The organism is Sulfuriferula sp. (genome assembly GCF_054605375.1).
This window is the reverse complement of sequence record NZ_JBTSEG010000004.1, coordinates 47,784-70,573: the sequence shown is the minus strand read 5'-3', so window position 1 is coordinate 70,573 and position 22,790 is coordinate 47,784. Positions and strand designations below refer to the sequence as shown.

Here is a 22,790-nt window from a genome sequence, read left to right as displayed (position 1 = left end):
CGTCATGAAACTGCTTCCGCGAATTCTTTATTTCAGCATGTTGCTACTCGGCATTGCCGCCATGGCCGGCATCGGCTATTACTCCGCACAATACTTGCATAATGACGACAATCGCATCACGCGATTACCCCATGCTGACAGCCATCTTGAGCAATTGGGCGAGGGGCATCACAGGAAAAAACTTTGGGTCTGCCCAATGCACCCGCAAATTCTGCAGGACCACCCAGGTATCTGTCCTATTTGCGGCATGGATCTGGTAGAAGCGAAGGGTGCCCATGAGCATGGTGGCGCCGGTGTGCAAGTCGATGCTGCCTCGCTACAGCGCATGGGTGTGCGGCTGGCAAGCGCGGAACAGCGCACGCTAAGCCGTGAAGTGCAAACCTACGGTACGGTGGCAATCGACGAAAGTTCGATACTCAATATCAGCCCGAAGATCGAAGGTTGGATTCGCAAACTGCACGTTAATGCGGTGGGGCAGCAAGTCCGTGCGGGGCAGGTTCTTTATGAAATCTATTCTCCGGAAATGGTGCAGCGCCAGCGCGAATATATCGAATTACTGCAGCGGCGTGATCAGCTGTTGCAAAGCCTGACGGAACTATCCGGACAAAACGCCCAGGCAGTGGTCAGCCTGGCACGGGAACGGCTCCGCAGCCGGGAAAAATTTGTCTATGCGGATGTGAGCGACAGCATTTTGAACGAAATCGAGAAAACTCGACGCACCGTGGACATCGTGCCGGTGCGCGCGCCAAAATCCGGCTTCGTCACCCAGATCGGCGTGCGGGAAGGCAGCTATGTCACCCCGCTGGTCAACCTGCTGTCTATGGCGGATACCTCCAGGGTCTGGATCGATATCGAGCTGTACCCCGATCAACTGGCCTGGGTCAAGGAAGGCGACGAAGTATCGGTGAAGCTGCCGCACTCCGATCAACCGCAGATCAGGGGACGCCTGCAATTCATCAATCCCACGGTGGACAGCGCAACCCGCACGGTGCGGGCACGCCTTGTCGTGAATAATGTGCATCTATTACTCCGCCCCGGCGCATTTGTGGATGTGATCATCGCCACCCAGCCACACAAAACGCTGGCGATACCGCGCTCTGCGGTGATGCATACCGGCAATGGCAACAAGGTCATGCTGTCTCGCGGCGACGGCCACTTCATTCCTGTTTCTGTCGAAACCGGCATTGAAAGTGGCGACTTCATCGAAATCACGGATGGCTTGCAGGAAGGTGCACAGGTCGCAGTGAACGGTCAGTTTCTGCTGGATGCCGCCGCTTCCCTGAGCGATTCTGCGCAACGCATGCAAGGCGATCACTGAACATGGTGAAGCGAATTATCGAGTGGTCGTTGCGCAATCGGTGGTTAGTGCTGCTGGCTACCTTGTTACTTGCGGTGTGGGGTATTTATTCTGCGCAACACATGGCGCTCGACGCCATCCCGGATCTTTCCGACACGCAGGTTATCGTCAAGACCGGCTACCCCGGTCAGTCGCCGCAAGCCGTGGAAGACCAGGTGACCTACCCGCTGGCTTCGGCACTGCTGTCGGTGCCGGGTTCCACTGCGGTGCGCGGCTTTTCCATGTTCGGCGAATCCTATATCTATGTTATTTTCAAGGATGGCACCGACCCCTACTGGGCTCGCTCCCGGGTACTGGAATACCTGAACCAGATAGCGTCGCGCCTGCCGCCGGGCGTCTCCCCCACGCTTGGGCCCGATGCTTCCGGGGTGGGCTGGATATTCGAATACGCGCTGGTGGATCGGCATCATCGCTATGATGCGGACCAACTGCGTGCTGTTCAGGATTTCTTTCTGAAATATGAATTGCAAAGCCTGCCCGGCGTGGCTGAAGTGGCGAGTGTGGGCGGCATGGCACGCCAGTTCCAGATCGAAGTAAATCCGAATCGCCTGGCGGCCTACAAGCTCTCTCTGGAAAAAATAAGCCAGGCGGTGCGCGACAGCAACCTGTCTGGCGGCGGCTCCGTGGTGGAGATGGGGCATGCCGAGTATATGGTCAGAACCCGCGGCTATCTCAAGACGCTGGATGATTTCCGACAGATTCCCGTAGGTTCGGATGCCCAGGGCATTCCGATCCGCCTGCAGGACGTGGCGCATATCCAGACCGGGCCGGAACTGCGCCGGGGGGTGGTTGACCTCGACGGAGAGGGGGAGGTCACTGGCGGTATCGTCATCATGCGCTACGGCTACAACGCATTGGAAACAGTGAAGCGCGTCAAGATGCGCCTCAAGGAACTTCAGGCGGGCCTGCCTCCCGGTATCGAACTGGTGGTGACTTACGACCGCTCCGGCCTGATCACCCGCGCCATCGATAATCTGCGCAGCAAACTGGTGGAAGAATCCCTGGTGGTGGCGCTGATCTGCCTGCTGTTCCTGTTCCACCTGCGGTCATCTCTGGTGGCGGTCATTACTCTGCCGATCGGCATTCTGACCGCGTTCATCATCATGAAGGAACAAGGCGTCACCGCCAACATCATGTCGCTGGGCGGCATCGCTATCGCCATCGGCGCCATGGTGGACGCGGCCATCGTCATGATCGAGAACATGCACAAGCATCTCGAGCGCGCCGGTCCCGGCTGCGACTATTGGGAAGTGGCGCGGGCAAGCGCAGTGGAAGTCGGCCCTGCGCTATTCTTCTCCCTGCTGGTCATCACGGTTTCCTTTCTGCCGGTGTTCACACTGATTGGCCAGGAAGGCAAACTGTTCGCACCCCTCGCCTATACCAAAACCTATGCCATGGCAGCCAGTGCTGCATTGGCTGTGACACTAACGCCGGTATTGATGGGGTACTTCATCCGCGGCCGCATTACCCCGGAACATAAAAATCCGCTCAACCGCGTGCTGCAGGCGCTGTACCGGCCGGCGCTGCTCGCCTCTCTCAACAAACCCAAAATCGTGCTGCTGCTCGCCGTGCTGCTGCTCGCCAGCGTGGCCTGGCCTGTTTCCCGACTGGGCAGCGAGTTCATGCCGCCGCTGTACGAAGGCGATCTGCTGTACATGCCTACCACGCTGCCCGGCGTGTCGATCGACGAAGCGGCAAATATTCTTCAGGTCACCGACCGCCTGATCCGCCAGATGCCGGAAGTGCAGCGCGTGTTCGGCAAGGCCGGACGCGCCGATAGCGCCACCGACCCGGCCCCGCTGTCCATGCTGGAAACCACTATCCGGCTCAAGCCCCGCAGCGAATGGCCGGATGGCGAAACGATAGAGCAACTGATTCAAAAACTCGACCGGACGGTGCGCCTGCCGGGGCTGACCAATTCCTGGGGCTATCCGATCCGCACCCGCATCGACATGCTGTCCACCGGCATCCGCACGGCAGCCGGCATCAAAATCACCGGGCCGGATCTCAATGGCATTGCGGCCCTGGCGGAAAAAATAGAATCCGTGCTGAAAAGAGTGCCGGGAACGCGTACGGTGTTCGGCGAACGCGTGAGTGGCGGACGCTATGTGGACATCGATATTGATCGCATCCAGGCCGCACGCTACGGCGTCACCGTGGCCGATGTGCAGCGTCTGGTACAAAGTGCCATCGGCGGGGAAATCATCGGTACCGTGGTGGACGGACGCGAGCGCTTCACCATCAACTTGCGCTATCCCCGCGCCTTGCGTGACTCCCTGGAAGCAATGGCGGCCAGCCGGATCACTACCCCTGCGGGCGTTCAGGTGCCACTCGGCACACTGGCGAAGTTGAGTATCGCCGACGGCCCGGCCGAGATCAAAAGCGAAAACGGGCGCCTAACCGGCTATGTCTATATCGACCTGGAAAGCCGCGATCTGGGCGGCTATGTCGAGGCGGCTCAGCAAGCCATCGATGCACAGGTCAAGCTGCAACCCGGCTATGCCATCGCCTGGTCTGGCCAATATGTGAATTTGCAGCACGCCAGGGAGAGACTGCAATGGGTCATCCCGTTCACGTTGATGCTGGTGCTATTGCTGCTTTATCTGCATTTCCGCCATCCGGGCAAGGTGCTGCTGGTGGCCATTTGCTTGCCGTTTTCCATGGTAGGCGGGTTCTGGCTCACCTACTGGCTGGGCTATAACCTGTCCGTAGCGGTGGGGGTTGGGTTTATCGCGCTGGCCGGGGTAGCGGCGGAATTCGGTGTAGTGATGCTGCTATATCTCGACAATGCCATCGAGGAATTCCGGCAATCCGGGCGTCTCCTCGATCACGCAGCCCTGCGGCAGGCGATCATTCAGGGGGCGCTGATGCGCGTGCGGCCCAAGATGATGACGGTAGCGGTAATCGTGGCGGGCCTGTTGCCCGTCATGTTCAGCAATGGTGCCGGTTCCGATGTCATGAAACGCATTGCGGCTCCGCTGGTGGGCGGCATGTTGACGGCGCCGCTGTTATCGCTCTTCGTCATTCCGGCGCTGTATTTGTTGTGGCAGGGACGAGCCTTGTTGCAAACAACATCCAAGCCATCTTAGGCGCATAAACTGAAATCGTTAGATGGCCGTCCGTTTTCGATACATCTGTTGATTTTTCTGCGTTTAGCGATTATGAGACTGCATGTGGATAGGGTCTAGGGCCTTCATGCAGGAAGGCTGCCAGCCCGTCAGCCGGCAGGGGATGGCTGACATAATAACCTTGCATTGCGTCACAGCGATTTTCCGCAAGAAAGGCGATCTGGCTGGCCGTTTCAACCCCCTCAGCAATTACCCGCAATTTCATGGTATGCGCCAAGGCGATTACCGCCTGGGTAATCACCGCACTGGCCTGATTTGTTGCAATGTCGTATACGAAAGATTGATCAATCTTGAGCGTGTCAATGGGGAAACGCTGAAGATAACTCAAGCTGGAATAACCCGTGCCAAAATCATCGATCGAAAGATGAACGCCCATTGCCTTTAACTTGCCCAGGGTTACAACCGCATCTTCAGATTTCTGCATAAGGCTGCTTTCGGTAATTTCCAATTCCAGATAGCGTGCTTCAAGTCCTGTTTCATCAAGTGCTCGCTCGACAATTTGTACCAGATCCTGGTGCATGAATTGTTTTGCGGACAGATTAACGGCTACGCGCATGCCGGGCAGGCCGGCATCTTGCCATGCCTTATTTTGCAGACAGGCAGTGCGCAGCACCCATTTACCGATTGGCCCAATAAGCCCGGTTTCTTCAGCTAATGGAATAAGCTGTGCGGGAAGCGTCATGTCTCCCGCAGGCCGGCGCCAACGCAGCAATGCTTCCACGCCTATAACGCGGCCTGATTTCAGATCGACCTGGGGCTGATAATGCAATACGAGTTCCTCGCGTTCCAGGGCCAAACGCAGATTGATCTCCAGATTGAGATGTTCCAGCGCGTCGCTGGCGATTCCCTGGGAATAAAACTGAAAATTATTCTTGCCGCGCGCCTTGGCGAGATACATGGCGGCATCTGCGTTCTTCAGCAGAGCTTGCGCCGTGTCGCCATCTTCCGGAAAAAAACTGATGCCGATGCTGCTGGTAGTTGAGAGATTGAGTGTTGTAATGGCCAGCGGACGTGCCAGCGTGTAGAGGATTTTTTGAGCAATACCCGAGACAGCATCCTCGGTGGCAAAATCATCCAGGATAATGGCGAATTCATCGCCCCCCAGCCGGGCAACGGTATCCGACTCGCGCACGCTGCCAAGCAGCCGGCCCGCAACGGTCTGGAGCAATTGATCGCCGACATCGTGCCCCAAGCTGTCGTTGATGCGTTTGAAACGATCCAGGTCGCAAAACAACACGGCCACCTTGAGGCCATTCCGACGCGCCTTCATCAATGCCTGCTGCAGACGATCCTGGAACAGGCTGCGATTGGGTAAACCCGTTAATGAATCATGATTGGCCAGATGGACAAGCTGGGTTTCGTGTTGCTTGCGCTCGGAAATGTTGCGTGCGATGCCCTGAATCCGGCCGTCGGACAGTATTTTTGCGCTCACCTCCACCGGGATTAACGAGCCATCGCTGCATTTCATATGCCACTCGTTCAAAAGTGTCTCGCCAGCCTTTAACCGATGTCGAATCTGGGTGAATTTGACATATTCCTCTTCCGGCATCACATCCTGAATGTGTCTGGCTAGCATGTATTTCCGGGATAATCCAAGCATGTCGCAGGCGCTATTGTTTACGTCCAGAAATCTCTCACGGTTATCAGTAATGAAGATGCCATCAGAGGCCTGCTCAACCAATGCGCGGTAGCGCTCTTCACTTTCCTGAATCGCGTGCCCACTTCTGTGAAAGATAATCTTTAACCAGCGACTGACAGGGTGGTTCATGGAGAGCCAGGTATTTCCATTGTGACTATAGCGTCATACCACTGAAGGTGCAGTTCCAATCCGCATCTCCAACCATTCTTCTTTGCCTGCTTTTATTACTGACCAGATGCCCCATGGAACTACAACGATAAACATGATTATCCAAAGAGCAAGCAGTCCATGCCAATTGCCGAATACATGATAGATTGGGCTGCCAAATACCATCATCGATCCGGCCGAACCATAAAATCGATAACCAGCCCAACGATTATATGTAGCTACTTTAACGTTTGGATGATGGGCAATTAACGCATAGACGAAGATAGAAACTGCAATCCACAGCAGTAACAATGGCGCAACCAGTACTGCGGTTATACTCAAAAGGTTGAACGTCTGAGCCGCACGGCAGGAATCCTTAGCCGCAATAGTTGATTTGCCATCCACTCAATATCTCCTGTTTAAGTTAAATGGGCTGTGTTGCGTCGTTCTCAACCCGCCTCATTTTTTCTATTTAACGTGCATAAATCTGCCATGAGCTGAATCGGCTTTACAATTTTGCTCGTTCTAGCGAAGCGCGGTTTTACGCTAGTGCGGCGAGTGGATGAGCCAGTACCATAATCCCGGTGAGTCAAGGCTAGCCATCGACGAAAAAATCGCTGTAACATCATGGTTCAAATTGATAATTGCGTAACTGCCCTGACCCGAAACCAACCTGGGTCACTATACAAGTAAATTATTAAATAGTATATTACAAATATACCTTAACGTATGTCAATCTAAATTTCTTGACTTCGAGCCCGTTCATCGATTACCAATAATTTTGATGATTAAATTTTGCGTGTAATGGCTTTACTTCGATGACAAGTTGACCCCGTTCAAAGAAGACTCAGATCGCCTTCCAAGGAATGGTGCGCAGCCATGCTGATGATTTTACAGACAGATTTCTATAGAGCCGAGGATCCAGGTAACTGTAAAGAACTTGTTGCTGTAATGCATTTCATGTGCTGAAATCAGCTCACAAAATAAAGGCATCTGGCGTTAGAACAAAGAGAGATCAGTGCTGTCCAATTTTGGTCACGTGCTTACCTTACAATTGAATTTTATTTTTACAGGTATTGCTATCTTGACTGATGTTATAGATGTATCTATATTACATGTTATGTTTTCGACATGAGTACGCTCCGGGATCGATAGTGCGGTCGGATTCGGTGGGCGATATCAGGAATGCATCCCGATAGGGGATGGAACAGGTCAAATCGCAGACCGTGCATGAGCGGCGTGGCCTTTATCTCAAGGAGATTAATCGATGGAAACAGGTAAAGAGATCACTGACGTAAACCAAGGGATAGCAGGACACGGCTCATTCTTCCAGCAAACCAACCTCACCGGCACCGAAGCCGTGCAGGCCACCGAATGGGTGCGCAAGCACGTCGACAAGCGCACCGTAGATCTCGGAGAGCGCATGGACGACATTCGCGATCACATGTGGGAACTGGAGAAGGATGGACAGATCATCGTGCATCGCATTACCGATGCGCACAAACCGGTCGAGGTACAGACCTTGTTCGGCTGGACCAAACGCATCCCCACCAATCAACTGTGGCACCACAAATCGTGCGGGCAGTGCGGCAATATTCCCGGCTACCCCACCTCCCTGATGTGGCTCATGAACAAGTTCAGTTTTGAGCCCGGCAAAGACTACCTCGACGAAACCGACCAGACTTCCTGCACCGCCTGGAATTACCACGGCTCCGGCATCGGCAACGTCGAATCGCTGGCCGCGGTGTTCCTGCGCAACTTCCACCAGGCCTACATTTCCGGCAAACAGCATGGCTTTGAGGCGGGTCACTTCTTCCCGCTGGTGCATTGCGGAACTTCGTTTGGCAACTATAAGGAAATCCGCAAATACCTGGTTGAATCCGCTGAACTGCGCGGGCGCGTCACCAAGATCCTCGGCAAGCTGGGGCGTCTGGTGGACGGCAAGCTGGTGATTCCGGAGGAGGTTGTCCACTACTCCGAGTGGCTGCACGTGATGCGCAATCGCATCGCCTCCGAGCTGCAAACCATCGACGTATCCAACATCCGCGTGACCTTCCACCCGGCTTGCCATTACTACAAGATGGTACAGGAAGACGCGATTTACGACCCCAGCGTGCTGGGCGGCAACCGCACTGCCGTGGGCAGTTCCATCGCGCTGGCGCTGGGCGCCCAGCTGATCGACTATTCCACCTGGTACGACTGCTGCGGCTTCGGCTTCCGTCACATCATCTCCGAGCGGGAATTCGTCCGCTCCTTCACCATGGATCGCAAGATCCGCGTGGTGAGGGAGGAGGCCAATGCGGACGTGCTGCTGGGCAACGATACGGGCTGCATCACCACCATGGACAAGAATCAGTGGATTGGTAAAGCCCACGACCAGAACTTTTCGGTGCCGGTCATGGCTGATGTTCAGTTCGCGGCGCTGGCTTGCGGTGCGGACCCATTAAAGATTGTACAGTTGCAATGGCATGCTTCTCCCTGCGAAGAACTGGTGGAGAAAATGGGCATCTCCTGGACCGAAGCCAAGAAGACATTCGAGGCCTACCTCAAGGAAGTCGAGGCGGGCAACATCGAGTATCTCTACAACCCGGAACTTGCGCTGGGTTCGGCGCCGCAGATGAAAAGCTGAGCGAAAGAGTGACCGATAATGCGCCAAGTACCGATCGCAAGGCGCCCCCGAGACTGCGAGATACCTATGCGCTGATCGGTCGTATCAAGATCGCCGCAGTGGTAGATGATTTTTATGACCGTGTGCAGCGCCACCCGACGCTGGTCGGGCCTTTCACCAGAGTCAGTGACTGGACCGAACATAAGGCGCGGCTTACCCATTTCTGGTGGCTTAGCCTGGGCGGGCCGGCTTATCGCCAGGACAGATATCGAGTCGCAGAGAAGCACATTCCAGTCGGCGTAACGCCTGAACTCATTGCGGACTGGTTGAAGTTGTTTCAGGAGACGCTGAATGATCATTTGCCTGAGGAGGTGGGCGCACTCTGGTTCGCACGGGCAAGCAATATTGGCGCTTCGCTGCGCCTCATGGCCGATTATTACGACTGAAAGGACGCACTTTTTTGCATAATTCTTCCCTGATCAAACCACTCGATCAGGAAATAAGGAGATTGATCATGCTGCAGAACCTGAAGATTTTCGATGGGTAATCCTGTCTTTTCGATGCCCGCGGCGTCGCCAGGCGTTTCCGCCATGCGGCCATATCGGCGCTCTGGATGTCTTGCAGTCAGGGGAGGTCATGCATTCGTCAACGATCATGATCCGTTGCCGTTGATCGATCAAATGCACCAGCGCTATGGGGGGACGATCGAAGTGGAATATGTCGAACGCCAACCCGGGAACATCGTCATCCGTTTTGCACGCCATTAGAGGGCGGTGCTCGATAGGCTGCCATCCTTTGGCAGGATGGGCCGTGTGCGGATTTGCGTATGCTCGCCACCAAGGCTGGCATGCAAGCGTAAGGAGAAGTTAAATGAGATTTTCAATACAGTGGGTATTGATTGCACTGTTGGCTGTGACCGCGCTGACGGAGCTGCCTGCCGTGCTGGTGCGCTTGGTATTCAGCCTGTCGCGGATAATGTAGACATCTCTAACGCCAAATTTCGTCGTGACAGGACGTTCTCGAGTAATTTTAACGCTTATCTCCGGGCAGAGCTCATGTTTGTACGGAGTATTCACGCGAAAATATCAGTGAACGATCCGGTTGGCACCGCAGCACTGCTTGAATTTCTTACCGCTGCCGCATGGGCATGATTCATTGCGCCCCACCTTGGGTGTTTCGCGTCGGGCAGGGGAAGGGGTCAGACTACGCTTCGTCCGCCAGAAATTGTATATGCCAGTCACGGCTTGCGGCAGCATCGCGACACAATCCTGTTGTACTTTCAGGTCGTCAGCGTCAGGGATATATTTCAGCTCGCTGAATTCGGCGGCTTCGCGGAATGCGCCGGACAGAAACAGAATGGGAAAGGTCAGCTTTTTGAGCGGTTCGTTGCCAGGACGCAGCCATTCTTCTTTCGACAGCGACCACCCGGAAATATAGCCCTCGCACCAGGATTGATAGTCCATATCCGGTTCCCCGGATACCTTCGGCTTCAGGATCAGCCTGAGCGGTTGCTTATCCGGGAGTGTACTGGCTACTTCGTTATAAAACCGCATCAGCAGATCCATGAACGCCTGCGCCTGCTCCATCGAATCATACGCTGGCGCGCAACCCAGCACTTCCGGCATCCAGACACTTGGCAGGATGATGTCAGGTGAACTCACCGCGGCAGCCAGAAAGCCTTGTAGACGGTCCAGCGGCATGGCCTTGCCCCTGAACAGTGGTGATGCAAGCCAGGTTTCCAGCTGCTGAATTTCCTGGTGGGTCATTGGGGCGGATGGTTGCATGGCGAGAAGGCTTTTCTGACGAAATGTAATGAAGTGCTGATCCGCACAATTCTATAGGTTAAGGGGAGGAAATAGAGAGGTTGAGTGATTTTACTTGCAAATCAAGTCATGCCTGCTGGAGATTTTCACCACCGAGCGCATCGACCAGATCGGCCAGCATCCTGGCCAGTTCCCCGGTCATCAGGGCAAAGTCGAGATCGAACATCTCGTCTGCTGACTCTGCCTGTGTCCCGGCCTGTTCCTTGATGATGTCCAGAAAGTCGAGCCGCTTGATCTGGAGTTGTTCGGTCAGCACGAAGGAAATCCGGTCATTCCAGGTCATTCCCAGCCGGGTGGCCGTCTTGCCGGCGGCAATGTGCGCTCGGATTTCATCGCCCTCCAGATCATGCCGGACATAGCGGATTGTTGCCTTGCCTGCATCGCTGGAGCGGAGTTCCAGTTCCCTGTCGATGGTGAAGCCAGCCGGTGATTCACCGCCGGCGAGCCAGTCCGTCATTGCCGCGACGGGAGAGCGCTGGGTGTGCAACAGTTTGAGCGGCAGGTCATCCAGCGTTTTGCCCAGCAATTCCAGCACTTCATCCGCCTTGGCCGGGGAGGCGGCATCCACGACCAGCCAACCATTGACCGGATCGATCCACACATAGGTCATGCGCCGATGCGCAAACGCGCGCGGGAGAAGCTCTTCGGTGACGCGTTCCTTGATCTCTTTCTTCTCCTTGCGCCCAATGCGGTGGCCCTGCTGCGCTTCCAGATCGGCGACGCGATCCTTGGCAAACTGGTTGACGATGGAGGCAGGCAGCAATTTCTGCTCTACGCCAAGCGTAATCAACATCTGCCGATTTGATGCGTGGACCAGGCGATCATCTCCATGGCAGGGAACCCATCCCCGGCTTTGCTTGTCCAGGCCAGCACATGCCAGCGGATGAAGGGAGAGTTTCTCTTCCAGAGTCGTGGCGCTCATGGCCCAATCAGTGGCAAGGCGATAAACGAAAATGTTTTTAAACCACATGGCGGGATGCTCGAAAAAAGTGGCGATTATACAGCCCGCCCGGACGACAAATGGATGCACTTGCTGCGTAACGTCATGGGTTATGTGTCAAACCTGGACACTGAGCAGAGTAAGTTGCTATTAGATGTTGCGGAGCCTCACCATGACGCCACCCCACATTGGCACATGTTGTTGTTCGTAGCTCCGGAACAGCGAGACAGGTTTCGGGAAATCATTCGCCATTACGCTTTACAAGATAGTCCCGATGAAGAAGGTGACGAGCCGGGCATGAGCGAGAGATACATCAAGATTTTTTACAATTCTGTTTTATATAATATACATTGCATCAAATGTTTACCGCGTTATTCTCCTTTTGTTTTGCAAAATTCAGGCTAATATCATCAAAGAGATAGGGGGACATGCCATGACTGTTTTGCCCGCATCACTTTATTTTTTTGCAACGAGATGGCCGCTTCATTATCCATGAACGCCGGGCCGGCGATTATGGAGAAACCGGATCAACTCCTGGTTTTTGCTTTGGGCGATCAGCGCTGCGCCCTGTATCTGCCGGTGGTGGACAGGGTGGTGCGCGTGGTGGAGATTACCCCGTTGCCGAAGGCGCCGGATATCGTGCTTGGCATGGTCAATGTGCAGGGTAGCGTGATCCCGGTCATCAACGTGCGCAAGCGTTTTGGCCTGCCGCAACGGGACATTGTCCTCACCGACCAGCTTGTCATCACCCACACGGTGCGGCGGCCGGTAGCGCTGGTGGTGGATACAGTGACCGGTGTCGTCGAATGCACCGCGCGGGAACTGGCCGCGGCGGAGGGTATCCTGCCCGGGCTTGAGTATGTTCAAGGTGTAGCGAAGCTCAAGGATGGCCTGATCCTGATCTACAATCTGGAACAATTTCTCTCACTGGAAGAAGAAGAATCTCTGGATCAGGCCATGGTCCATCTTTAGATGCAGAACATACGGCCTCCTCTTCCCGATTCACTTTTGTCCAGCCTGAGCGATTTCCTCGCCGCGCAGACCGGACTGCATTTCCCGAAAAAGCGCTGGGGCGACCTGGAGCGGGGAATCGTTGCGGCTGCCCGCCAGTTCGGCCTGGCGGATGCGCAAGCATGCGCGCACTGGCTGTTGTCCGCACCCCTGACGCGCAGCCAGATCGAGACCCTCGCCAGCCATTTGACCGTGGGCGAAACCTATTTCTTCCGCGAGAAGCGGAGCTTCGAGGCGCTCGAACAGCACATCCTTCCGGCGTTGCTGCATGCGCGCGAGCATACCGGACGGCGCTTGCGCATCTGGAGCGCCGGTTGCTGCACGGGCGAGGAAGCCTATTCCATCGCCATGCTGCTCGACCGGTTGATCCCCGGCCATGAAAAATGGAATGTCACCATCCTGGCCACCGACATCAACCCGGCGTTTCTGGGCAAGGCGGCAGCGGGGATATACGGTGAATGGTCGTTCCGCGACACGCCGGCCTGGATCCGGGCGCGTCATTTCAAACATGAAAAAAATGCGTGCTTCGAAATTCAGCCGCGCATCCGAAAGCAGGTGACATTTTCCTACCTCAACCTCGCCGACGACGTTTACCCTTCGCTTACCAACAACACCAACGCGATGGACGTGATCTTCTGCCGCAATGTGCTGATGTATTTCACTGCGGCACGGGCGAAGCAGGTCATCGAGAATTTCCGCCGCTCGCTCGTCGATGGCGGGTGGCTTATCGTCAGCCCCGTGGAAACCTCGACCAGCCTGTTTTCCGGGTTCACCGCCGTCGGCTTTCCCGGAGCGGTTCTCTACCGCAAACTCGCCAACTCGGAATCGCCGGCTGTCGCAAGCATTTACCCCGCTGCGCTACCCGGCCTATTGCCCGAGACCTTGCTGCCGGAATGCATGGTTGGGGATGCAATCCTCTCTATCCCGTTGCATAAAGCGCTATTGAATTTGGATCGCCCGGCAGAGCAACCAGACGAAGCACCTCTGGTCGAGGTGAATGATAACGCAGCGCCGTCCCGCGCGGCGCGGGCCTGTGCCAACCAGGGCAAACTCGCCGAAGCGGCCGAATGGTGCGAAAAAGCAGTCGCCGCCGACAAGCTGAATCCCGCGCACCCGTATCTCCTCGCCACCATCCTGCAGGAGCAGGGCCACTATGACCTCGCCGTGCAGTCGTTGATGCGCGCGCTCTATCTCGATCCCGATTTCGTACTCGCGCATTTCGGGTTGGGTAACCTGCGTCTGGCGCAGGGCCGCCGCCGCGAGGCAGAGCGGCATTTCAGAAATACCCTCGCGCTCCTGCATCGGCACCCGCGCGACGAACCCCTGCCCGAGTCGGACGGGCTGAGCGCCGGCCGGCTGGTCGAGATCATCACATCCGTGCTGTCCAGCCTGCCGCGCGCTGCGCCGGCCGGCATATGAGAGGAATAGGCATGAGCACACCCAAGCCAGGGTCGCGAGAACAGAAAAAAGCGTCTGTCGACTGGCGCGATATAGAGCGGCGCATGGCGGCCACGCGCGCCGCGATCGAGCTTGGATCGACGCCGCCACCCGCAGAGACGCAACGCATCCTGAAGGCAAGAGCGCAGGCGCTGGCCCGGGAGCCCGCGCCGGAAGAGGCCGCCAATGCGCGCATCGAGGTCGTGGAATTCCTGCTGGCCTACGAGCACTACGCGGTCGAATCGCGTTATGTCCGGGAGGTTTACCCCTTGGAAAGCCTCACGCCGCTGCCGAGCACGCCGGCCTTCGTGCTCGGCATCATCAACCTGCGCGGCGAGATTCTCTCGGTCATCGACATCAGGAAATTTTTCGAGCTGCCGGAGCAAGGGCTGACCGATCTCAACAAGGTCATCGTGCTGCGCTCCGGAAACATGCTCTTCGGCATCCTGGCGGATGCGATTACCGGCGTGCGCCGCATCCCCATCGCCGGCATTCAGTCATCCCTGCCCACGCTCACGGATGTCCGGGCAGCGTATTTGCGGGGCGTGACGCCTGATCGGACAGTCATTCTCGATGCGGAAAAACTCCTGTCCGACGCAAACATCATCGTGCAGGAGCAAGTGGACGGGTAAGAGAACGGCCCGGACTGGACAGAATCACAAGCGGAGGCAGCAAAATGAAATGGAATATTGGCACAAAGATTGGGGCTGGATACGCGCTGGCACTGGCCATGCTGGTCGTCCTTGGGCTGGTCTCATACCGGAACACGACCGGCTTCATCGAAGCCGAGCAGATGAAAGCGCACTCCTACCAGGTGCTCGACAATCTCAACCAGGTGCTCTCTACCTTGCAGGATGCCGAGACCGGACAGCGCGGCTATATCATAACCGGAGAAGACCGTTATCTGGAGCCGTATCAGGCGGCAACGGCAGAGGAGAGCCAAACCATCCGGAATCTCCGCCGGTTGACGGCGGACAACCCCAGCCAGCAGCATCGGCTCGATGCGCTCGGGCCCCTTATTGCGGCAAAACTTTCCGAACTCAAGGAAACCATCGGTTTGCGGAAGACCAAGGGGTTCGAGGCTGCGTTACAGGTGATCCGTACGGACAAGGGAAAGCAGGCGATGGATGATATTCGAAAACTCATCGCCGCGATGGGGAGCGAAGAGAAGGCGTTATTGGAACAGCGGGATGTCGGGGTAAAGGCGAGTTCCAAAGCCACGATTTCCACCATTATTTACGGTATCCCCCTTGCCTTTGCGGTATTGGCCCTGTTTGGTTTCCTGGTCACTCGCGTCATTGTCCGTCCGCTGCGGGTGATCTCGGATGTCGCCGAGCGGGTAACGTCAGGCGATCTTACCGTCAACGTCCCGGAAAACGATCGCGCCGATGAGATCGGGATCCTTGGACGCGCGTTCCACGGGATGGTCGAAAATCTGCGGCGGCTCACACGCGAGATTAACGAAGGGGTTGAGGTACTGACCTCGACCTCAAGCGAGATTTTAGCCACCACCACCCAGGTTGCCTCCGGCGCGGCCGAGACCGCCAGTGCGGTGAGCGAGACCACGGCGACAGTAGAGGAAGTCAAGCAGACCGCCCAGGTGGCGAGCCAGAAAGCGCGCTACGTCTCCGACAGCGCACAGAAGACCGCGCAGATCTCGCAGACCGGAAGCAAGGCGGTGGAAGATGCGACTGCCGGCATGCAGCATATCCAGGAACAGATGGAATCCATCGCCGAAAGCATCGTGCGCCTGTCCGAACAAAGCCAGGCCATCGGCGAGATCATCGCCACCGTCAACGACCTTGCCGAGCAATCGAACGTGCTGGCGGTGAACGCCGCCATCGAAGCGGCCAGGGCCGGCGAACACGGCAAGGGCTTCGGCGTGGTGGCGCAGGAGGTCAAGAGCCTGGCGGAACAATCCAAGCAGGCCACCGGCCAGGTGCGCGCGATTCTGGGCGACATCCAGAAGGCCACCGGTGCCGCCGTGCTGGCCACCGAGCAGGGCAACAAGGCGGTCGAGGCCGGAGTCAAGCAGACCACGGAGACCGGTGAATCCATCCGCCTGCTGGCCGAGAGCATCCATGAAGCGGCCCAGGCGGCCACGCAGATTGCCGCATCGAGCCAGCAGCAGATGGCGGGTATGGATCAGGTGGCGCTGGCAATGGAGAACATCAAGCAGGCCAGCGTGCAGAACGTGTCCGGCACCCGGCAGGCGGAAGTCGCGGCGCAGGGGCTGCATGAATTGGGGCAGCGGCTGAAGCAGTTGGCGGAACAGTACAAAGTTTGACGGTCTTCAATCCAAATAGAGAGGATGGCTATATGAAATGGTCCATTGGCACAAAAATTGGAGCCGGATACGCGCTGGCACTGTTTATTCTGGCTGTTCTCGGCATGGTTTCATACCGGAACACGACCGGCTTCATCGAAGCCGCACAGTTGAAAGTTCATACCTACCAGGTACTTGATAATCTCAACAAGGTGCTCTCCGCCTTGCAGGATGCCGAGACCGGGCAGCGTGGCTACATCATAGTCGGAGAAGACCCTTATCTGGAACCGTACCAGACCGGCACGGCGGCTGTGAATAAGGCGCTCCAGAATCTCCGGCACCTGACGGCGGACAACCCCAGCCAGCAGCATCGGCTCGATGCGATCGAACCGCTCATTGCGGCGAAATTTTCCGAACTCAAGGAAACCATCGATTTGCGGAAGAGCAAGGGGTTCGAGGCTGCATTACAGGTGATCCGGACGGACAAGGGAAAGCAGGCGATGGACGATATTCGAAAGCTCATCACCGCGATGGGGAACGAAGGGAAGGCATTATTGGAACAGCGGGATAATGAGGTGAAAGCCAATTCCGAAACCACGATTGCCACCATCGTTTACGGTATTCCTCTTGCCTTTGCAGTATTGGCTCTGTTTGGTTTCCTGCTCACTCGCACCATTACCCGCCAGTTGCGTGAAAGCATTAACCTGCTGTCGTCCTCCGCAGCCGAGATTTTAGCCACCACCACCCAGGTTGCCTCCGGCGCGGCCGAGACCGCCAGTGCGGTGAGCGAGACCACGGCGACAGTAGAGGAAGTCAAGCAGACCGCCCAGGTGGCGAGCCAGAAGGCGCGCTATGTTTCCGACAGCGCGCAGAAGACCGCGCAGATCTCGCAGACCGGAAGCAAGGCGGTGGAAGATGCGACTGCCGGCATGCAGCATATCCAGGAACAGATGGAATCCATCGCCGAAAGCATCGTGCGCCTGTCCGAACAAAGCCAGGCCATCGGCGAGATCATCGCCACCGTCAACGACCTTGCCGAGCAATCGAACGTGCTGGCGGTGAACGCCGCCATCGAAGCGGCCAGGGCCGGCGAACACGGCAAGGGCTTCGGCGTGGTGGCGCAGGAGGTCAAGAGCCTGGCGGAACAATCCAAGCAGGCCACCGGCCAGGTGCGCGCGATTCTGGGCGACATCCAGAAGGCCACCGGTGCCGCCGTGCTGGCCACCGAGCAGGGCAACAAGGCGGTCGAGGCCGGAGTCAAGCAGACCACGGAGACCGGTGAATCCATCCGCCTGCTGGCCGAGAGCATCCATGAAGCGGCCCAGGCGGCCACGCAGATTGCCGCATCGAGCCAGCAGCAGATGGCGGGTATGGATCAGGTGGCGCTGGCAATGGAGAACATCAAGCAGGCCAGCGTGCAGAACGTGTCCGGCACCCGGCAGGCGGAAGTCGCGGCGCAAAACCTGCATGAACTGGGGCAGAAACTGGCCATATTAATCGGCCGCAAGGCCGCCTGAGCGGACAGCCGAATACTGGAAACGGAACAGAACCATGGCCAAACAAAACGATGAATTTCTGAAAAGGCTGCTCGCGACGTTCCGGATCGAGGCGGACGAGCACCTCAAGGTGATGTCCGCCGGGCTGTTCGAGCTGGAGAAAATGCCGGTTGGCGCCCGGCGCGCGGAAATTGTCGAGCGAGTGTTCCGTGAAGCGCACAGCCTGAAGGGCGCCGCCCGTGCCGTGAATCTGACGCAGATCGAAACGGTCTGCCAGCCGCTGGAGAGCGTGTTCGCAGCGCTGAAGAGCAATCAGCTCGCCGTCTCGCCGCCGTTGCTGGATTTCCTGCACCAGACGATTGATGCCCTCGGCGGCTTGCTGATTCCGCAAACCGGTGCGCCGGAAACCCGCAATCCGGTAATCGGCAGGCTGATTCGGCAACTAGACGATGCGTTGACAGGGCCATTGCCGATGCTCGCACAGCCGGACGCAGCGCCGCCGCATGCGATTCCGCCGGTATCCACGCCCACCGCACCGGATGAAGCTGTCGAGACGGGCAGTGTACCTGCACCCATTCCACCACACAGTTTGACCTCCAAAACCATCCGGGTTTCCACGGCGAAGCTCGACGGCGTGATGCGGCAGGTTGAAGAACTGCTATCCCCCCGGCTGGCGTCAAGTCAGCGCGCCAGGGAGCTGCGCGAGACCGCTGCCTTGCTCGCAGGCTGGAAAAAGGAACGGGTGCGGATTCAGCCCACACTCAGGCTGGTCGAAAGTTTATGCGAACCGGGTGGCAAGAACAACGAAGCCGCCAGGGGCCCGCAGCAAATCCGCAAGCTGCTCGACTATCTGGATGTCGAACAAGGCTACATCAAAACGCTCGAAGACCGTCTGGCGAAATTGAAGAAATCCGCCGGACACGATCTGCGCACGCTGACCGGTATGACCGGCAGCCTGCTGCACGACGTGAAGGAGATGCAGTTGCTGCCGTTCGCGTCGCTGCTCGAGATTCTCCCGCGCTTCGCCCGCGAGCTGGCGCGCGAGCAGGGCAAGGAGATAGAGCTGCTGTTCCAGGGCGGCGAGATTGAAATCGATCGGCGCATTCTGGAGGAGATGAAGGATCCGCTCATCCACCTGTTGCGCAACGGCATCGATCACGGCATCGAAAAACCGGCGCTGCGCCGGGAGAGGCAGAAGCCGCCGCACGGAACGTTCAGCGTGGCGATCTCGCAACAGGACAGCGGCAAGGTCGAGATACGCATTGCCGATGACGGGGCGGGCATCGACGCCGCCAGTGTGAAGGCCGCGGCCGGCAGGCTTGGCATGGTTGCGCCCGAGGCTGCAGAAAGCCTCGGCGAAGCGGAAGCGCTGGCACTGGTTTTCCAGTCCGGCATTTCCACCAGCCCCCTCATCACGGACGTCTCCGGGCGCGGGCTCGGTCTTGCGATCGTGCGCGAAAAGGTCGAGCGGCTGGGCGGCACGGTCGCTATCGAATCCCACCCCGGCGCGGGAACGGCGTTCCGCATCGTCCTGCCGCTGACGCTGGCCAACTTCCAGGGTGTCACCGTCCGCGCCGGCGGTCACCTGTTCATCCTTCCCGCCATCAGTATCGAGCGTGTGGTGCGCGCGGCCAGCCAGGACATCCAGACCGTGGAAAACCGGGAAACGATTGCCCTTGATGGCCAGGTGCTTGCGCTGGTCTGGCTCAGCGATGTGCTGGAACTGCCGCGCAAGGGCACGGCGGGCGAACCGGCGGACAGCCTGCAGGCCGTCGTGCTTGCACTGGGTTCGCAACGTATCGCATTCTGTGTGGAGGATATCGTCGGGGAACAGGAAGTGCTGGTCAAGCCGCTTGGGCCGCAACTCACGCGCGTGCGCAACGTCGCCGGCGCGAGCGTCCTGGGAACGGGGGAAGTCGTGCCGGTTCTCAATGTTCCCGACCTGCTGAAGTCGGCCGTGAAGCGGCCTATGGCGCCGTTTGCGCCCGCTGCCGAAAAACATGCGGAAACGGAAAGCCAATCCATCCTGGTGGTGGAAGACTCGATCACATCGCGGGCATTGCTCAAGAACATACTCGAATCGGCAGGCTATCGCGTCACCACGGCGGTGGATGGTGTAGACGCCTATACCGCACTCAAGACCGGCACGTTCGACCTGATCGTCTCGGACGTGGAAATGCCGCGCATGGACGGCTTCGACCTGACGGCCAAGGTGCGTGCGGATAAGCAACTCGCGGAGCTGCCGGTGGTGCTGGTGACGGCGCTGGGCTCGCGCGAACACCGCGAACGCGGCATCGATGCCGGCGCCAACGCTTATATCGTGAAAAGCAGCTTCGACCAGAGCAACCTGCTGGAAGTCATCGGCAGGCTCGTTTGAGCGGCGGGCGTCAGCGCCGGCGTTCGATGCAACGGCAACCATAATCTAAGTATTTTTGTAGGAAAAATCGTGACGAACCGACTATTCGTGAGTATGCGAACTTGATGAAAGCGATTGCCATGGCCCGCTTCCATGCACTGCAACTCTCTTTACGCATGCGTTTCACCCTGGGGCTAGTTGCGGTGCTGCTGCCGTTTCTGTTGGCGGCTGCCGTGGGTCTGTTTTATCTTTTGCCGCGTCTGGTCGATCCGCTGGAAGACATCGTCAGAGAAGTCACCGAGGAGATGAATCCCGTGATGCATCTTCAAGCGGATTTGCTCACGGCAGCCATGCCGGTCAACGATTACCTCGTCAATGGCGATCCAGGAGAGTTAATGCGGTTCATTCAACTGAGCCACCGGGTGGAGCTTGCCTTCAAGGAGGCCGCGCCGGAGCGATTCTCCCTGGCGCAGGAGCGCGAGCTGATCGTATCCGCCCGTAGGGAATGGCAGCAGGCCAGGCAGATCGGTGAGGCGCTGCTGCGTTTGCGCGATCCCATCGGCGACCCGCAAGCCGCGCGCGACATGAAGCGTTTCGATGCGCATGTCTATCTGTCCGTAGGCCTGTTGGACCAAATCCACGATATTTCCCGCCGGTTCATCGATGCGGATCGGGCAACAGCGCGTGTCACCAGGACACGCAGTATCTGGATCACATTCGGCGCTTTCACGGCAGCGCTGGCAACCGGCCTGCTGGTCAGCGTCGCACTGGCGCGCTCCATCCTCACCGGTGTGGACGCCCTGCGCCAGGGCGCCGCGCGCCTGTCCGCAGGCGAGCTTTCCCACCGCGTAAGCCTGGCGCAGCGCGACGAACTGGGCGAACTCGCCACGACGTTCAATGCCATGGCGGAGAAGCTGGAACAAAACCAGAAAGCCCTCTACGAACTCGCGACCCGCGACGGCCTCACCGGGCTCTACAACCACCACACCTTCTACGCGCTGCTCGCCGATGAAATCGGACGCGCGCAGCGTTTCAAGCGGCCTGTCGCGCTGCTGCTGCTCGACATTGACCACTTCAAGCACGTCAACGACACGCACGGACATCAGGCGGGAGACACCATTCTCAAGGGACTGAGCGAACTGTTGAACCATCAGGCGCGCGTCATCGACCGCGTATGCCGCTACGGCGGCGAAGAAATCGCTGTCATCCTGCCGGAGACTGATTCCGACGCCGCCGCCGATATCGCCGAGCGCCTGCGCGCCAGCGTGGAAACGCAGCCGTTTGACATCAACACGGGCGCGCCTGTACGCATTACCGTCAGTATCGGAGTCGCGTCCTGGCCGCTGCATGGAGACGGGGCGGACACGCTGGTCGCGGCCGCCGATGCGGCCCTGTACGCAGCCAAACGGAGCGGCAGAAACCGGATTAGCCGTTATGAACCAATGCGCCAGGGATGAGCATATGCAGAAGCTTGCACAATTCATCGTTTCGGGAAAAAGCACAATGAGGCAACTCCTTTGATCAACGTCCTGGTGGTGGAAGATTCGCCCGCGGTGCGTGAATTTCTCATTCACGTTCTCGGCTCGGACCCAGGTATCCGCGTGGTGGGCACGGCGTGCGACGGCGAGGAGGCGCTCGACGCCGTGCGCCGCTATCGGCCCGACGTGGTCACGATGGACATCCACATGCCGAAAATGGATGGCCTGGAAGCGACACGTCGTATCATGGAAACCGATCCGACCCCCATCGTGATCGTGAGCGGGAGCACCGATCCGCGCGAAACCGCAATGATGTTTCGCGCCATGGAAGCGGGTGCTTTGGCCGTACTCATGCGGCCAAACGGCATCGGCCATCCGCATCATGAAACCACCGCGAGGGAACTGGTGCAGACGGTGAAACTGATGTCGGAAGTGAAGGTGGTGCGGCGCTGGTCCCATGCGCGGCGCGATGCGCCGGCTCTACGCCCGGCGGAGATGGGGCTCGCGCGCGCGCCGGCACAAGTGCGGATCATCGCCATCGGCGCTTCAACCGGCGGCCCGCCGGCGCTCCATACCATACTGGCGGGATTGCCAAAGACGTTTCCGGCGCCGGTATTGATCGTCCAGCATATGGCGGCTGGCTTTATCCAGGGATTCGCCGAGTGGCTGGCACAGTCGGCCAGCCTGCCGGTGCATGTCGCCATCCACGGCGAGCTTCTTCTTCCCGGCCACGTCTACATTGCGCCCGACGAGTACCAGATGAAAGTGGAACGCAGCGGCAAGATCGTCCTGACCCGGGACGCGCCCGAAAACGGGCTGCGCCCGTCGGTGTCTTATCTTTTCCGCTCGATCGCCGATAATTACGGGGGCGACGCCGTCGCCGGCCTGCTCACCGGCATGGGCCGCGACGGCGCCGATGAATTGCGGCTATTGAAACAAAAGGGCGCAGTCACCTTCGCCCAGGACAAGGACAGTTCGGTCGTGCACGGCATGCCGGGCGAGGCAATCAAGCTCGATGCGGCGACATTTGTCCTTCCTCCGGACAAGATTGCCGCAGTGCTGACGAATCTGGCGAACCACCGAGGCAAAAATGGAGCGTGACCC

At 58.0% G+C, this 22,790-nt stretch carries 19 protein-coding genes; 14 read left to right on the top strand and 5 right to left on the bottom strand.

Annotation, left to right across the window (positions count from 1 at the left end; translation table 11 throughout):
- Nucleotides 1-4: 4 nt before the first annotated feature.
- Together ACYCZJ_RS04115 and ACYCZJ_RS04110 are read left to right on the top strand one after the other, a co-directional pair.
- Nucleotides 5-1,318, top strand: coding sequence for an efflux RND transporter periplasmic adaptor subunit (locus ACYCZJ_RS04115; RefSeq protein ID WP_461552948.1), 1,314 nt, complete (start codon nt 5-7; stop codon nt 1,316-1,318).
- A 2-nt stretch (nt 1,319-1,320) separates the two neighbouring features.
- Nucleotides 1,321-4,446 carry an efflux RND transporter permease subunit gene (locus tag ACYCZJ_RS04110; protein ID WP_461552947.1) on the top strand — a complete coding sequence of 1,042 codons (3,126 nt, stop codon included), beginning with the start codon at nt 1,321-1,323 and terminating at the stop codon, nt 4,444-4,446.
- A 70-nt stretch (nt 4,447-4,516) separates the two neighbouring features.
- Here the strand turns inward: ACYCZJ_RS04110 and ACYCZJ_RS04105 are convergent, their stop codons facing one another.
- Nucleotides 4,517-6,253, bottom strand: a complete 1,737-nt coding sequence (locus ACYCZJ_RS04105; protein WP_461552946.1) for a putative bifunctional diguanylate cyclase/phosphodiesterase — start codon at nt 6,251-6,253, stop codon at nt 4,517-4,519.
- 33 nt (nt 6,254-6,286) lie between these two features.
- Complete coding sequence (locus ACYCZJ_RS04100; protein WP_461552945.1) at nt 6,287-6,676, bottom strand: hypothetical protein; 390 nt, start codon at nt 6,674-6,676, stop codon at nt 6,287-6,289.
- 862 nt (nt 6,677-7,538) lie between these two features.
- Between ACYCZJ_RS04100 and ACYCZJ_RS04095 the strand changes: the two genes are divergently transcribed.
- Together ACYCZJ_RS04095 and ACYCZJ_RS04090 are read left to right on the top strand one after the other, a co-directional pair.
- The gene (locus tag ACYCZJ_RS04095) at nt 7,539-8,900 is read left to right on the top strand and encodes a heterodisulfide reductase-related iron-sulfur binding cluster (protein ID WP_461552944.1); all 1,362 of its coding nucleotides are present in this window, start codon (nt 7,539-7,541) and stop codon (nt 8,898-8,900) included.
- An 8-nt stretch (nt 8,901-8,908) separates the two neighbouring features.
- Nucleotides 8,909-9,325 (top strand): group III truncated hemoglobin, encoded by a 417-nt coding sequence (locus ACYCZJ_RS04090; RefSeq protein ID WP_461552943.1) that lies wholly within the window; start codon nt 8,909-8,911, stop codon nt 9,323-9,325.
- Here ACYCZJ_RS04090 and ACYCZJ_RS04085 read toward each other — a convergent pair.
- Nucleotides 9,316-9,471, bottom strand: coding sequence for a hypothetical protein (locus ACYCZJ_RS04085; protein ID WP_461552942.1), 156 nt, complete (start codon nt 9,469-9,471; stop codon nt 9,316-9,318). The two genes, ACYCZJ_RS04090 and ACYCZJ_RS04085, sit on opposite strands and share 10 nt — an antisense overlap.
- Between ACYCZJ_RS04085 and ACYCZJ_RS04080 the strand changes: the two genes are divergently transcribed.
- Nucleotides 9,470-9,646 (top strand): DUF2249 domain-containing protein, encoded by a 177-nt coding sequence (locus ACYCZJ_RS04080; RefSeq protein ID WP_461552941.1) that lies wholly within the window; start codon nt 9,470-9,472, stop codon nt 9,644-9,646. The genes ACYCZJ_RS04085 and ACYCZJ_RS04080 overlap by 2 nt on opposite strands.
- A gap of 318 nt (nt 9,647-9,964) precedes the next feature.
- On the opposite strand, the gene ACYCZJ_RS04075 is transcribed toward ACYCZJ_RS04080, so the two are convergent.
- Together ACYCZJ_RS04075 and ACYCZJ_RS04070 are read right to left on the bottom strand one after the other, a co-directional pair.
- Entirely contained in the window at nt 9,965-10,663 is a 699-nt protein-coding gene (locus ACYCZJ_RS04075; protein WP_461552940.1) for a UPF0149 family protein, read from the bottom strand.
- 106 nt (nt 10,664-10,769) lie between these two features.
- Complete coding sequence (locus ACYCZJ_RS04070; protein ID WP_461552939.1) at nt 10,770-11,672, bottom strand: recombination-associated protein RdgC; 903 nt, start codon at nt 11,670-11,672, stop codon at nt 10,770-10,772.
- 6 nt (nt 11,673-11,678) lie between these two features.
- On the opposite strand from ACYCZJ_RS04070, the gene ACYCZJ_RS04065 reads away from it, so the two are divergent.
- From ACYCZJ_RS04065 to cheB, 9 genes are all read left to right on the top strand, one after another.
- The gene (locus ACYCZJ_RS04065; protein ID WP_461552938.1) at nt 11,679-12,047 is read left to right on the top strand and encodes a replication endonuclease; all 369 of its coding nucleotides are present in this window, start codon (nt 11,679-11,681) and stop codon (nt 12,045-12,047) included.
- 69 nt (nt 12,048-12,116) lie between these two features.
- On the top strand, nt 12,117-12,614 hold the full coding sequence (locus ACYCZJ_RS04060) for a chemotaxis protein CheW (RefSeq protein ID WP_461552937.1): 498 nt from the start codon (nt 12,117-12,119) through the stop codon (nt 12,612-12,614).
- A 36-nt stretch (nt 12,615-12,650) separates the two neighbouring features.
- A complete protein-coding gene (locus ACYCZJ_RS04055) occupies nt 12,651-14,072 on the top strand; it encodes a CheR family methyltransferase (RefSeq protein WP_461552936.1) in 1,422 nt (473 codons plus the stop codon).
- Nucleotides 14,073-14,083: 11 nt separating this feature from the next.
- Nucleotides 14,084-14,722 carry a chemotaxis protein CheW gene (locus tag ACYCZJ_RS04050; protein WP_461552935.1) on the top strand — a complete coding sequence of 213 codons (639 nt, stop codon included), beginning with the start codon at nt 14,084-14,086 and terminating at the stop codon, nt 14,720-14,722.
- Nucleotides 14,723-14,766: 44 nt separating this feature from the next.
- Entirely contained in the window at nt 14,767-16,377 is a 1,611-nt protein-coding gene (locus ACYCZJ_RS04045) for a methyl-accepting chemotaxis protein (RefSeq protein WP_461552934.1), read from the top strand.
- 32 nt (nt 16,378-16,409) lie between these two features.
- A complete protein-coding gene (locus ACYCZJ_RS04040) occupies nt 16,410-17,873 on the top strand; it encodes a CHASE3 domain-containing protein (RefSeq protein ID WP_461552933.1) in 1,464 nt (487 codons plus the stop codon).
- A 34-nt stretch (nt 17,874-17,907) separates the two neighbouring features.
- Nucleotides 17,908-20,229, top strand: a complete 2,322-nt coding sequence (locus tag ACYCZJ_RS04035) for a hybrid sensor histidine kinase/response regulator (protein WP_461552932.1) — start codon at nt 17,908-17,910, stop codon at nt 20,227-20,229.
- Between the two features lie 104 nt (nt 20,230-20,333).
- Nucleotides 20,334-21,665 carry a diguanylate cyclase gene (locus ACYCZJ_RS04030; RefSeq protein ID WP_461552931.1) on the top strand — a complete coding sequence of 444 codons (1,332 nt, stop codon included), beginning with the start codon at nt 20,334-20,336 and terminating at the stop codon, nt 21,663-21,665.
- A gap of 60 nt (nt 21,666-21,725) precedes the next feature.
- A complete protein-coding gene (cheB, locus tag ACYCZJ_RS04025; protein ID WP_461552930.1) occupies nt 21,726-22,787 on the top strand; it encodes a chemotaxis-specific protein-glutamate methyltransferase CheB in 1,062 nt (353 codons plus the stop codon).
- Nucleotides 22,788-22,790: the final 3 nt, after the last annotated feature.